This is a genomic window from Sulfitobacter sp. EE-36, assembly GCF_000152605.1.
GTDB classification, from domain to species: domain Bacteria; phylum Pseudomonadota; class Alphaproteobacteria; order Rhodobacterales; family Rhodobacteraceae; genus Sulfitobacter; species Sulfitobacter pontiacus.
Window position 1 is genome coordinate 821,220 of the sequence record NZ_CH959310.1, and the last position, 13,134, is coordinate 834,353.

At 58.5% G+C, this 13,134-nt stretch carries 9 protein-coding genes; 4 read left to right on the top strand and 5 right to left on the bottom strand.

What is annotated here, in order from left to right:
• Positions 1-51: 51 nt before the first annotated feature.
• Positions 52-903, bottom strand: a complete 852-nt coding sequence (locus EE36_RS06590) for a formate/nitrite transporter family protein (RefSeq protein ID WP_005850641.1) — start codon at positions 901-903, stop codon at positions 52-54.
• A gap of 120 nt (positions 904-1,023) precedes the next feature.
• Here EE36_RS06590 and EE36_RS06595 point away from each other — a divergent pair, with 120 nt between their 5' ends.
• Positions 1,024-2,274 (top strand): aminotransferase class V-fold PLP-dependent enzyme, encoded by a 1,251-nt coding sequence (locus tag EE36_RS06595; protein ID WP_005850642.1) that lies wholly within the window; start codon positions 1,024-1,026, stop codon positions 2,272-2,274.
• Between the two features lie 100 nt (positions 2,275-2,374).
• A complete protein-coding gene (locus tag EE36_RS06600; protein WP_005850643.1) occupies positions 2,375-3,655 on the top strand; it encodes an acetylornithine deacetylase/succinyl-diaminopimelate desuccinylase family protein in 1,281 nt (426 codons plus the stop codon).
• A 5-nt stretch (positions 3,656-3,660) separates the two neighbouring features.
• Here the strand turns inward: EE36_RS06600 and EE36_RS06605 are convergent, their stop codons facing one another.
• Positions 3,661-4,932 (bottom strand): Hsp70 family protein, encoded by a 1,272-nt coding sequence (locus tag EE36_RS06605; RefSeq protein WP_039912176.1) that lies wholly within the window; start codon positions 4,930-4,932, stop codon positions 3,661-3,663.
• Between the two features lie 142 nt (positions 4,933-5,074).
• Here EE36_RS06605 and EE36_RS06610 point away from each other — a divergent pair, with 142 nt between their 5' ends.
• Positions 5,075-6,553 (top strand): ABC transporter substrate-binding protein, encoded by a 1,479-nt coding sequence (locus EE36_RS06610; protein ID WP_005850645.1) that lies wholly within the window; start codon positions 5,075-5,077, stop codon positions 6,551-6,553.
• A 70-nt stretch (positions 6,554-6,623) separates the two neighbouring features.
• Here the strand turns inward: EE36_RS06610 and EE36_RS06615 are convergent, their stop codons facing one another.
• Entirely contained in the window at positions 6,624-8,261 is a 1,638-nt protein-coding gene (locus EE36_RS06615; protein WP_254655551.1) for a type I secretion system permease/ATPase, read from the bottom strand.
• A gap of 236 nt (positions 8,262-8,497) precedes the next feature.
• Positions 8,498-9,706: an O-antigen ligase gene (locus tag EE36_RS06620; RefSeq protein WP_254655552.1), complete on the bottom strand. Its 1,209-nt coding sequence runs from the start codon at positions 9,704-9,706 to the stop codon at positions 8,498-8,500.
• 269 nt (positions 9,707-9,975) lie between these two features.
• On the opposite strand from EE36_RS06620, the gene EE36_RS06625 reads away from it, so the two are divergent.
• A complete protein-coding gene (locus EE36_RS06625; RefSeq protein WP_254655553.1) occupies positions 9,976-12,054 on the top strand; it encodes a hypothetical protein in 2,079 nt (692 codons plus the stop codon).
• On the opposite strand, the gene EE36_RS06630 is transcribed toward EE36_RS06625, so the two are convergent.
• A complete protein-coding gene (locus tag EE36_RS06630) occupies positions 12,026-13,120 on the bottom strand; it encodes an acyltransferase (RefSeq protein WP_005850652.1) in 1,095 nt (364 codons plus the stop codon). The two genes, EE36_RS06625 and EE36_RS06630, sit on opposite strands and share 29 nt — an antisense overlap.
• Between the last annotated feature and the right edge of the window lie 14 nt (positions 13,121-13,134).

The window sequence follows — 13,134 nt, forward strand, 5'->3', positions numbered from 1 at the left end:
CCCTTGATCCTCGTTCCCCACGGCTGCGGCCCCTGCCACATCACTTTTACGCTACTTTTCCTCTTCTACCTCATCGCGCACCTGACCCCAAGCGACGAGGGTAAAGATGATCGTTCCGCCAACAATGTTGCCCGCAAGCACCGGTAAGAAGAACTCGAACACCGCCGCCATCAGGCCAAGCTGGCCGTCCAGTATCATCACCGCCATCTCGACCGACCCCGCAACGATATGCGCGAAATCCCCCGCGGCGATAAGCCAGGTGAACACAAGGATCAGGAAAAACGACGTCTCATCCGCCTGCGGCATCATCCAGACGATAAGCGCGACGATGACCCCCGCCGGAATGGCCCGCCAGAACCCCTGATAGGCCCCCATGCTAGTTGCATGATGCGACAGGTCCAGAATGGCGGGCAGCACCTCGGGCGAAATCGCGGGCGTCCACAGAAACAGCATCGCCGCGGCAAAGGCCCCCACCACATTCGCCGCCAGCACGATCCCCCACAGGCGGAACATACACATCAGCGAATGCCAGGTCTTGGCCCGCATGATCGGCAAAACGGTGGTGATGGTGTTTTCGGTAAACAACTGCATCCGCCCCATGATCACCGCCAGAAAACCCAGCGAATAGCCCAGGTTCTCGATCAGGAAACGATGCGCGGTATCGGGCAGATAGGTCCGGAACACGGCCTCGCCCAGGACCGACAGGCTGATCATCACCCCCGCCGCGATCCCCGACCAGATCAACGACCGTTTGCTGCGCGACAGCTCTTCCTCGCCCTCACGGCGGATCACTTCGTAGATCAGCTTGGGCGACAGCGCCGTCGCTTCGCTGACCGATTTCTCCTCGGCTTGTGCGTCCTGTGGTTTCTTACGCGAAACCCTGCGTTGAATAAGAGGGGCCATTCCTGCGCTCCTGAAAACTACGAACAAATGGGGCCGAGCCCGCAAAATCTGATTGTGATCCAGCATCAAACTAGCGCAGAAACTGCATAAGCACAGAAAGTAACGCAGCAGGGCCGCATAATGTTTACAGAAGATACCAAACTCATGTCGGCAATCCGTGACCGCTTTGCCCATGTTGACAGCTGCCCGTTCCAGGGACCGCGCGTGTTTTTCGAAAACGCTGGCGGCGCGCTGACATTGAACACGGTCGTCGAGACTTCGACCAAATTCGCAGCCATCCCCGACAATCAGGGGCGTGACAACCCCGCGTCCCATGCGCTGGTCGATATGATCAAACAGGCCCGCGCCGATATGGCGTTGTTCTTCAACGCGCCTGACGGGCAGTTCTTTGTCGGCGAAAGTGGGACAGAGCTCTCGTTCCGCCTGATCCGGACAGCCGTCATGGGCAGCGCCCCCGGTGCCGTTATAGGCTCCACCGTGGAACACCCCGCATCGCGCAGCGCGGCACAACACTGGGCCGATGTGGCGGGCAAACCCTATATCAGCGTGCCCCACGATACCGCGACAGGTCAGGTAACGCCCGACGCCTACGCCGCTTTGATGACCCCCGAGGTACGGGTCGCCACGATCCTGCACACCTCCCCCGTGACGGGGATCGCCAATGATGTGGCGGGCATCAGCGCCGCGATCCGCGCCATCGCCCCCGACGCCTATATCTTTGTCGACGGCATCCAGCACGCCAGCCATGGGCATATCGACATCGCCAGCTATGACATCGACGGCTATGTCATCTCTCCGTACAAACTGTTCTCGCGCCACGGCTATGGCATTGCCTGGGCGTCCGAGCGTCTTACCGCGCTGCCGATCGAGACACTGGCGAACGGTCCCGCCGGGAATTGGGAAATGGGCACCCGTGACACGGGCGCCTATGCGACATTCTCGGATGTGGTGCGCTATTTCGACTGGCTCGGCAGCCAGGTGTCAGACGCCACAGCCCCCCGAGCGCGGATAGAGGCCGCCGCCGCTGCGATCCACGACCACGAACAACAGCTGACCAATGCGCTGCTGTTCGGCACGGGAAACCTCGCCGGATTGGCCGATCTGGCGGGCGTCACGATCCTGGGCGGCACCGACAACCCCGACCGCGAGGGGCTTGTGTCCTTCACGCTCGACGCCCTGCCCGCGGCGGATATCGTGGCCCAACTCAACGCCCAAGGCATCCGGACCCATGTGCGCAAGGCGGATCACTACTCCGGCAACATCCTGACCCCGCTCGGGCTTGATGCCGCGGTGCGTGTGTCGCTTTGCCATTACAACTCCATGGACGAAGTCCGCGCCCTGCTCACGGCGATGAAAGACATCGCCGCATAAATGCCCGGTTGCGGCTTCATTTTGCAAAATAAACTCGAATCCGACGGGGCAACTGCAGACTTCGCTTGCCATATATGAACGCCCGTTCAAACATGGCGGTATGACAAGCACTCTCTCTACCGCCATTATCGCTAAGCGTGACGAACTGATCGCGCTGACCCAAGATCTGATCCGCATCCCGACGCTTAACCCGCCGGGTCAGGACTATCGGCTGATCTGCGAATACCTTGATACCCGCCTGCGCAAGCACGGGTTCGAGACGCAGCTGATCCGCGCCTTTGGTACCCCCGGCGATAGCGAGAAATACCCCCGTTGGAACATCATCGCCCGCCGCGAAGGGCGCAGGGCGGGCGAATGTGTCCACTTCAACAGCCACACCGATGTGGTCGAGGTCGGGGCCGGCTGGACGTTTGATCCCTTTGGGGCCGAAATCTCGGACGGCAAGATTTACGGGCGCGGCACCTGCGATATGAAAGGCGGGCTGGCGGCCTCTATCATCGCGGCCGAGACCTTTATCGAACAGCACCCCGATTTCAGCGGCGCAATCGAAATCTCCGGCACAGCGGACGAGGAATCCGGCGGCTACGGCGGTGTCGCCTATTTGGCCGAGCACGGGCATTTCAACCCGGACCGCGTGCAACATGTGATCATCCCCGAACCGCTGCAAAAAGACCGTATCTGTCTGGGGCACCGGGGCGGCTGGTGGGCCGAGATCGAAACCAAGGGCGAGATCGCCCATGGCTCCATGCCGTTTCTGGGCGATTGCGCCGTGCGCCACATGGGCGCAGTGCTCTCCGAGTTCGAAAACAAGCTGTTCCCCGCCATGGCCGCCCGTCACACAGACATGCCCGTGGTCCCCGAAGGGGCGCGAAGTTCGACGATGAACATCAATTCGATCCACGGTGGGCAAAAGGAAAACGACCCGGATTTCGACGGGCTACCGGCCCATTGCGTGCCAGACAGCTGCCGCATCACCATTGACCGGCGCTTTTTGCTGGAAGAACCGCTGGATCAGGTGCGCGGCGAAGTGCGCGCCCTGCTGGAAGGTCTGCGCGAAACGCGGGTCGATTTTGACTACGAGCTGACAGAGCTGAATTCGGTCCTGCCGTCGATGACCGACCGCGATGCGCCGGTCGTGCAAACTGTCGCCCATGCGATCGAGGATATCATGGGCAAAGCGCCTGAATACGTCGCCTCCCCCGGGTCATACGACCAGAAACACATCGACCGGATCGGCAAGCTCAAGAATTGCATCGCCTATGGCCCCGGCCTGCTAGAGCTGGCGCATAAGCCGGATGAATATATCGGCATCGACGATATGGTCGATAGCGCCTGCGTGATGGGGGCCGCGCTGGAGACGCTGCTACTTCCGAAAGACTAAGGCCCTCAGCCGTCAGCAAAGGCGTGTGGCGCGGCGATTGCCAGACCGTCGACGATCGCGGTCATCGCGGCCCCGCGGTGCAGTTCGGCCTGCGGAAATGCATCGCGCATGGCGCGGTCGATCACGCCCATCAGGCTGGACCCGCCGACAAAGATCAGCTTGGTCACGGCGTCGGGTTTTACCTCAGCCTGCGCCGTCAGATCAGTCGCAACCTGCGCGATCTCCGCTGCCATCTGCGCCAAACTCGCCGCCATCATCGCCGATGGCAGTGGGACCGTCAGCCCGCGCTCCACGATCTTGAGGTCGATCTGCGGCGGTGCGCTTGCATCGGGGTCATTCGCCGCGATCTTGCCGGCCTCTACCGCGAAGGCCATATCGTGGCCCAGCTCATCCTCCAACACATGTTGCAGTCGGTTCAGCAGCTTCGGCTCCACCGCGTATTTCGCCAGATCCTCGACCGCGCGACGCTGTTCGCGGGTGTAAAGGAACGGGATTTTCTGCCACGTCGCCAAATCGGCAAAAACCGCATGAGGGGCGGCGTGGGTTTCATCGCCGAACACATGTTTGATCTGGCTGCCCATCCCCAGATGCGGCATCACATGCTGAAGGCTCAACTCGCGATCAAAGTCGGTCCCGCCAATGCGCACCCCTTTGCTGGCGAGGATATAAATGCCCGCGTCACCTTCCTGCCGGAAAAGCGTAAAATCAGACGTACCGCCCCCGATATCGACGATCAGCCCCAGATCGCCGGGTTCAAGCACGGCACGATTGGCCAGAGCCGCGGCCTCGGGTTCGGGCATGAAGCGGACCTGTTTGAACCCGGCTTGCATATAGCATTCGGTCAAATCCACCAACGCCTGCGCGTCCCGCGCCGGATCGGCGCTGTGGAACATCACAGGTCGCCCTGACAGCGCCCGATCAAAATGCTGGCCGGTGGCGCGCTCAGCCTTCGTCTTCAGCTCGGCCAGAAAGCGCGCCACGATGGCGATGAAATCCATGCGTTTGCCCAACAGAACCCGACTTTCGCGCATCAAGGGCGTGCCCAGCAGACTTTTGAGCGCCCGCATATAGCGCCCGTCGTCGCCTCCGATCAGCGCCTCTTGGGCACCGCGACCATAGATGATCCGCTTTTCCTCATTGTCGAAAAACAGCGCGGTCGGCAGCGTGTTCTGCCCCGCCTCGACGGAAATCAAATGCGGCACACCGTCTACTGCATAGCCCACGGCAGAGTTGGACGTTCCGAAATCGATACCCAAAGTGGGTGACATCGCAGCCATGGCGCGCCCCTTCAAAACCTCAAAAAACGGCGCATAAACCGCGCACAGGCTAGGTACAACCGATAATTGCGACAGCATCCCGACGCTGGTCAAACCTGACAGAACTGGTTAACATTTTCCTTATTGCCAACAGGAGACACCCATGGCCCATCTTCGCAAACTTATTCTAGGCACCTGCGCTGCCGCGCTGATGGCCACCGGCGTCGCCGCGAAAAACGACATCACCGTCGCGATGCAACTTGAGCCACCGCATCTGGACCCGACAAGCGCTGCGGCAGGGGCCATTGATCAGGTGCTCTATTCCAACGTTTTCGAAGGGCTGACCCGCTTTATGGGCGACGGATCGGTCGTGCCCGGGCTGGCGCAATCGTGGGAAATCTCTGACGATGGCCTGACCTATACGTTCAAACTGCAAAGCGGCGTGACCTTTCACGACGGAACGACGATGGATGCCGCCGACGTCAAATTCTCGCTTGACCGGATTAATGCCGAGGACAGCGCAAACGCCCAAAAGGCGCTGTTCGGCGCGATCTCGGAGGTGACAGTCGTCGACCCGTCGACCGTCGAAATCAAACTGTCAGAGCCGGACGGCAACCTGTTGTTCAACCTCGCATGGGGCGACGCGGTGATCGTGGCACCCGAAAGCATCGACAATATCAAGCAACTGCCCATCGGCACCGGCGCGTTCAAATTCACCAGTTGGACCCAGGGCGACAATATCCGCATCGAGAAGAACCCGAACTACTGGGGGACCCCAGCCGCGCTGGATATCGCCACGTTCAAATTCATCTCTGACCCGACCGCCGCGTTCGCGTCGATGATGGCCGAAGATGTTGATGTGTTCGCCGGCTTCCCCGCGCCCGAGAACCTGCCGCAATTCGAAGCGGACCCGCGGTTTCAAGTGCTTGTCGGTTCTACCGAGGGCGAAACCATTCTGGCGATGAACAACAAACAGCCGCCGTTTGATGACCCCAAGGTGCGCGCCGCCGTCGCCCATGCCATTGATCGCCAAGCCATTATTGACGGTGCGATGTTCGGATACGGCACGCCCATCAGTACGCATTTCGCGCCCCATAACCCGGCCTATATCGATCAAACCGCGCTGAGCCTGCATGACATCGAAAAATCCAAAGCTTTGCTGGCCGAAGCCGGCTTTGCCGACGGGTTCGAGACCACGCTGGACCTGCCGCCCCCCTCCTACGCCCGCCGCGGCGGAGAGATCATCGCCGCGCAGCTGGCCGAGGTTGGTATCACCGCCAAGATCAATAATGTCGAATGGGCCCAGTGGCTTGAAACGGTGTTCAAGGGAAAGAACTTCGGCATGACAATCGTAAGTCACACCGAACCGATGGATATCGGCATCTACGCCAACCCTGATTACTATTTTCAATATGACAACCCTGATTTTCAGACTTTGATGACCAAGCTGAACACGACAACCGACCCGGAAGCACGCAACGCGTTGCTGGGCGAGGCACAGACCATGATCGCCCAAGATCACGTCAACGGTTTCCTGTTCCAGCTGGCGTCACTGTCCGTTGCAAAGGCAGGTCTGACCGGCCTTTGGCGCAATGCCCCGACGCAGGCTGTCGACCTTACCGGTGTTTCCTGGGCCGAATAGGGCGACATTTGAAGAAAGCGATAGAAGGGGGCTTGGGCCGTGCGCAATGCCCCTTTTTTATACCATAAGGTTACCCCCCGCTCGCCCGTGTTGTGCCATTGCCCGAGATCGGCAGTGTCTGAACCTTCGCCGCCACCCGCGTAGGGAAAGCGCGCCCGAAGATATCACTGGTCAAGCCGAACTGCCTTATCCGCCCCTCGGACAATATTAGCACTTTGTTCAACGCCGAAATTACACAGGGCTGGCGCGCCGTGATCACCACCGTGCTACCCCGATCACGCATATGGCGTGCGACCTCTGCCACGATCTGTTCAGCATCGGGACAGCTGAAAAGCGACCGCAGCGGATCATCCATCACAACCAGCGCCGGATTGCAGACCAACGCCCGCGCCAGCCCGATCTGCTGTATCTGCCCTTGGGTTAACGAGGATCCCCCACCGCCGCTCACAACACTCATATACCCATCCGGAAGAGCCATAATGGCGTGGTGTACACGGGCCAGCTTTGCAGCGGCGATCACCTGCGCATCCGTGGTATCGGGGCGAAATCTGGAAATATTATCGAAAATCGTCGCGGGCAGAAGATCAATGGTATCGGGCAAATAGCCGATCGCAGGGCCAATCTGCGCGGAAGGCCATCGGGCCAGATTAACGGCATCAAACCGAACCTCACCGGTTGTAGGAGCCGCAATGCCAACGGCCAGTTTTGCCAATATGCTTTTGCCCGCATTTGGCCCGCCGAGCACGCACAGCCCATCCCCCGGTGACAGGTCAAAAGAGACATCCTTCAGCCCGTTTTCCGCTCGCCCCTCGATCCCGTGGGAAACGGCGGTGAAAGAAATCCGGCCCTTTGGTTCAGGCAATGCAACCCCCTCGCGTGCCGGGATATTCTGTGAAAAATGGCGGTGCAGATGGCGGTGCGCGGACCAACCGGATGCAATCCCCTGCCAGCCGCTGATCATCTGGTCGATAGGGGCCAGTACGCGCCCCGCCAAGATCGAAGCAGCCATAATCATCCCCGCCGAGATTTGGCCCTGAATGACCAATATGGCCCCGACTGTCAGGATCGAGGACTGCAACATCAGGCGGAACGATTTGCTGAATGATGCCAGCGCATCCGGCGAGGCATGCAGGCGCTGGTGCCACGCCAGACTGCTGCGCTGAAGCCCGCGCCAATATGTGGCAAGATCAACTTGCATACGCATGGCGCGCAGCGGCTCCGCCAGACGGCGACTGTGATAGGACATATCAGCGAGGGTATGATCCTGATTTGCCGAGATGCTGATCGTGTTGCGCGTCAAATAGCGGCCCGTTGCCATCACGGCACAAGCCAAGGCCGCGCCGCCCAGAACCATCGCCCCCAACCAAGGGTGAATGATGAATAGGGCCAACAAAAAGATCGGCACAAACGGCATATCACAGACACTTATGAACGCGGGACTAGACAGCAGACGTCTAAGGTGCCCCAGTTGTTGCAGGGGCTGTTGTGCGCTTGCCGGTACGTTGTTCTTTTCATCATTGCTGATCCAAGCCGCGAAACACTCAGCCCCAAGCGCCAGGTCCAAACGCACCGAAAGACGGGCCAAAAGCCGTTGCCGGATCAGGTCAAAAAGCCCGAAGAAACAATAAAGAAGCAGCACAATTCCGAAGAGCCCCATCAGCGTGACCACTGACCCACTAGGCAAAACGCGGTCATATATCTGGATCATGTAAATCGATCCTGTGAGCAGCAGGATGTTGATCAACCCACTGACCACAAAAAGTAACCCAATCCCCCCAAGCTGTGATCGCAACGCGGCGGCATAGATGTTGTGCGTCTGCACGTTGCACTTCCCCCAAACCAATCAGTCGTCATGGCCGACATCCCCTTGCGGCCTGACTTCTGTGGTAGGGTGATTTCCTTTACAAAGTGGAAAAATTGGCAAATCTGAAAAGGATCAATATTTCAAATTGTACGTTTATTCTGCGGGGATCGCGGCTTCGCATCCACCATCCACAGTCCTGCGCCAAATATGAAGAATACGAAACCATAGATGCTGCCCCAAATGTGCACCGTCGACAGAGTGAGCGTGAGCCCAGTAAAGCAGAGTATCCAGCCTAGCCGTAGCGCCGCTAGGGTCCGATCCATGGTGAAATCTTTGCGCCCAACACGCCAAAGCGCATAGCCATAGCCGACTGTCAAAAAAGTAAACGCCGGCAATCCGAAACGCATCGCGATAAATAGCCAAAAATTATCGATACTCGAGGTGTGCATCCAAACCGGCCTGAGCCAATCTTTTAGCCCAAGTCCAAATACAGGCGCGCTCCAGACATTGGTCATGCCCCATTGGAAAATAGCAGACCGCCAATAGGCGCTTTCGGCAGAAAATGTCGCATAGCTCATGAAAACTTGGATCGGGGTTCGATTGGAAAGCAGATCAATCACGACGTAAAAAATAACAAAACAGGTTGAGAGGATTAGCCATCGTCGCCCGATCCTGCGACATAGGAAGCTCCAGAGAATCAGCCCTATCTGCACGATTGCCGCCAGCAGCGCGCCGCTGGACAGCGATAGGAAACAGCTGGCGCAAATCACCGTCATAACCACGGACCGCAAACCCAAGCTGTGCCGTCCCGCCAGTCCGATAAAGTACAGGGACGTCGCGATTGTACAAAACAAGCCCCAGTGAATTGGATGCTCGAACGAAAGTTGCACCCGTTCCAGTCCCATACGGCGATCAATCGACAGATCCACCGGGGTCGAAAGCCCGGTCATCTTCCACAATTCAATGGGAACAGATGTCCCGCTTTGCGACTCTATCAAAGCCAGAGGGAAGCATAGCACGATCAGTCCTGTGAGGATCTTAACCACTGCGGCAAAGCTGTGTCTGTCCCGGATAAAGGCGCGCCCGATCAAATACCCGCCTAGAAACTCGACCCCGATTGAGCCTGCATTCTGGGTGGCTTCCACCGGGTTGTTGACCGCTAAGGCCAGCGAAACCCATAGAAAATGCATAAAGAACAGAACGTCTGTCAACAAAACACGCCCGTAGTGGCCGCAAAACAGGCGGAGACTTAGCGGAATAATCAGCACTGCTAATAGCGCCTTGGTCCCGGTCATATAGACCGACCCTAAATTGAAGCCGACGGGCACCAGCAGGAGCCCGAAATACACGAGCACAACCCGTGATACGGGCCGTTGATGGTATAGTCGTATGCGCTTGAGCGAGCGGTGCTGGTCCGTCGCGTATATGTGGTTCACGTCCAAATCATATCTGTCCTTTCGCAAGAAGAATCTGCGGTGCAACCACCATTGAGCTGAACATTTAATATTGCGTGAAGATTAACCCGCCCTCCGCCTCTTTCCCTGCGAATGCAACGGCTCAGCGAGGTTGATATGTATCGATGCCTACGAATTCTGATCGCAAGGTATGGACTATGCAGATGACACTCGGACTGGGCATGAAACTGGGGCAAACGATGGCGGGGTCGCCGCCGCTAAAGATTTCGCCTGTCACGGAAATTCTTGCAGATGGTTGGCGGGCCGAGCACCGAGATATACCGTCGTTTTCCACCACTTCCGAGGCGCGGAATGTGACCGTGAACCGGCGCGGTTTTGATACGGCGGCGACGGCTGTCAGCAGGGCTTCGGTTGTGCAACTCAGCAGCCGTGTCAGGCAGCCCTACCCAGATCATTCAAATTTTACTGACAAGACCGTCGCGTGTTCAGACTTCGTTTACGCGGGCGATACTATCAACGGTGCAATCAATCACAGCACAAGGCCAGCGCCCCGGCCTATTGCCATGTGGTTAAACCACGACCGTGAGAGGATAGAAGATGATGCACATATACTAAGGCTGGCAGTTGCCCACGCATATGCCCAACAGGGGCAACCCGTCGCGGCGGTGCGGTTCATCGTCCGCGATACGCTTGGCAACGAAGCATCGCAGCTTGTGTCGTCGCAAAGCAGTCTTGGATTTGAGGCGTCGGGGCTCCATGTTCCGCATTATGCAGCGACGGTTGATCTATCAGGCTTGGCCCAGGGGGATTTATTGACTGTAGATGCCACCGTCTACCCATGGGTGGGGGAAGCCTTTTCCATCAGTGCCGACGCCGATGAATATCCGTCCCCCAACCTGACGACGCTTCGGATGCTGAACGACACGAGCGGCGGGTATGGGGCATGTTATGCCCAGGTCGATGGAACCACGGGCGACGATGCGACGGGTCAGGCTGCGTCTGCGCGCGCAGATGCCATTGCCGCCCCATTTGCGACAATCGCGGCCGCGGCCGACGCGATCAAGGAATTCAATGCCGCGCATTTTGGGCGGGTGGATGACGCAGGGGGTGGAACGATTTTACTGGCAGAGGGGTCGCATATCCTAACGCCTTTCAAGGCTGCCGGTCGCTCGGCACAGCTGCCCTTGTGTATCGGGGCTGAAGACCCGTCCAAACGGGATACCACGATCTTAACGGACGGTGGGGTCAATCGGTTCAACGGCATACCAACGCACCTCAAGATTTGTGATGTCACTTTGCAGAAAGGCGGGGCGAACACGGTGTTTCTGGACAGTGGTGCGGACTCGGTAGGCAATCTTTTGATAACAAAGAACTGTCTTTGGGACGCCAACGGATTCGGCAGCTACGGCGCTTGGGTTTACCGGGTGGGGCGCTTTGTACAAATCAACTGCTCCGTCGTGCCCAATGAAGATCCACGCCAGGGCAATTCCTTTTCGACCGAAGCAATCATGGTCACCGCGATCGGCTGCAAAAGCTGTGCCGGAACAATTACCTATCAGGCGCTCGGCTGTTCGGGGCTAGACGAATTCACCCTCCGGGCACCGATTGGCAACCGGCCTGCCATGACCGGCACGTTTTTAGGGTGGAACACATTCAGCAATGGCAGCGCTACCAATGCAATCGTTTCCGCAAGCGCCGAGATCGGAGAACGGGGCTTTGCTTTTGTAGGGAACATCGTGGAAAGCTGGGGGAGCTCTACAAATGCAGCGCTGCGATTGAACGCTGACAGCGACACAAATGCAGCCCAAAACATCGTTGTGCACAACAATACCATCGCGGGGGAACGTGCGAATTTGCTGTATCTGGACGGCACCGAGAACGTGGCGAAGTCGGGCTCTTTTCGGAACAATCTGTTCCACCGCATCAATATCAAAAGCGATGTATTTTCCGGCGAAACCTCCCTTACCGGCAACTGGCCAGCGCGGTACAAGGTTGGATGGTCGCATAATGTCGCAATCGCAGGGTCAAGTAATGAACCCGGTTATGGCCCGTCCTCGTGGCTGGGGGAACTGCCGTCGATCGGTGACGTTTCACATATCGCCGCGCCTTGGGTCGACGACCGCTCTCACACCGGTAGCAACACGGGCAGCGGTGACTACCGCCCCGACGCACTGTCCGATCTGCCCAAAATATCACCCGCGCAGGCACCCTATGGCAGCGACCTTGTGGGAAATACATTGGGCGATAGCGGCTTTATCGGCGCGGTGCTATCCTCCGCTTGATCAAGGACCCGCGCTGAAAACCCTCTCGCACGAAGGTCAGCGCGGGTCTTTCAATCCAGTGCCAGGACAATACCGCGCAAAGCAACGTCAACGGCAAGGCCAGCGCGATGTTCAGCGCTGGCGTCATGTCCCCCCACACCCAAACCACCAGCCCCTGCAGCGGCATCGCGTAAATATATATTCCGTATGAATAATCTCCGACCCTATTGAACATCAGCAAGGGGTCTAGCTTGCAATACCCCGCCCAGAGGCTGGTGTAGGTCACAGCCAGTGCAAGCATTGGAAAAGCGAAAACCGTAGCGTGCACGGCCCATGTCAGGACGATCAACCCAACGACGAAGGGCCACCGCAAGGGGATATAATCGCGCCAGATCCAGCAGGACGCCCCGAAAACAAAGGGCAAGGACAGCAGCCGCGTTTGCTGTAGGCGCGGATGAATGAGGTCGCCGAGATACGGCACACCCATCCACGCGATCAGGTATAGCGCCAACAGCACCGCCATCACCCGCCGGCGGGACAGGGCCCCGACAAGGCCGACGAACAGGATAAGTGCATAGCAGGCGACCTCATGCGCGAGCGTCCAAATCGACCCCTCTACGGTGGGATAGGGGTTCGTCGTGAACACGCCCGGCAAGGTATATTGAGGTTTAAACAAGAGTATATTTTGCACGATAAACTGCACCGTATCGGGATGAGACAGGTACGTACCCGCGTCTAACCGGCTGACCAGCGGCCCCATGATCAGCGCCACGATCAAGATGGACACGGCCAACCCCGGCAGCAGACGCGCGGCCCGCGCCGTGACAAAGGACAAGGCAGACCTCTGCCGGTCGTAGCTGCCCGCGATGAAAAAGCCGGACAGGCCAAAGAACACAAAAACCGCCAGCTCCCCCAGCGAATAGCCAAGCGCTGTTTTCAAAGGCTCAACCGTGCCGCGCCCAAGCGCGAGCGGCCACGCGTGAGAGACCAACACCGCCACCGACGCGAGAAAGCGAATGAGGTTAAAGTGGTTGTCCCGCCCGATGGCAAGCTCGGACAGGCGGGGCGGCTTTGCGCGTCTCTTCATGGTGAACGGCTGCC

Excerpts from the sequence above, each read along its gene's own strand:
- EE36_RS06590 (WP_005850641.1), bottom strand. The coding sequence starts at position 903 with ATGGCCCCTCTTATTCAACGCAGGGTTTCGCGTAAGAAACCACAGGAC.
- EE36_RS06595 (WP_005850642.1), top strand. The coding sequence starts at position 1,024 with ATGTTTACAGAAGATACCAAACTCATGTCGGCAATCCGTGACCGCTTT.
- EE36_RS06600 (WP_005850643.1), top strand. The coding sequence starts at position 2,375 with ATGACAAGCACTCTCTCTACCGCCATTATCGCTAAGCGTGACGAACTG.
- EE36_RS06605 (WP_039912176.1), bottom strand. The coding sequence starts at position 4,932 with ATGGCTGCGATGTCACCCACTTTGGGTATCGATTTCGGAACGTCCAAC.
- EE36_RS06610 (WP_005850645.1), top strand. The coding sequence starts at position 5,075 with ATGGCCCATCTTCGCAAACTTATTCTAGGCACCTGCGCTGCCGCGCTG.
- EE36_RS06615 (WP_254655551.1), bottom strand. The coding sequence starts at position 8,261 with ATGATCCAGATATATGACCGCGTTTTGCCTAGTGGGTCAGTGGTCACG.
- EE36_RS06625 (WP_254655553.1), top strand. The coding sequence starts at position 9,976 with ATGACACTCGGACTGGGCATGAAACTGGGGCAAACGATGGCGGGGTCG.
- EE36_RS06630 (WP_005850652.1), bottom strand. The coding sequence starts at position 13,120 with ATGAAGAGACGCGCAAAGCCGCCCCGCCTGTCCGAGCTTGCCATCGGG.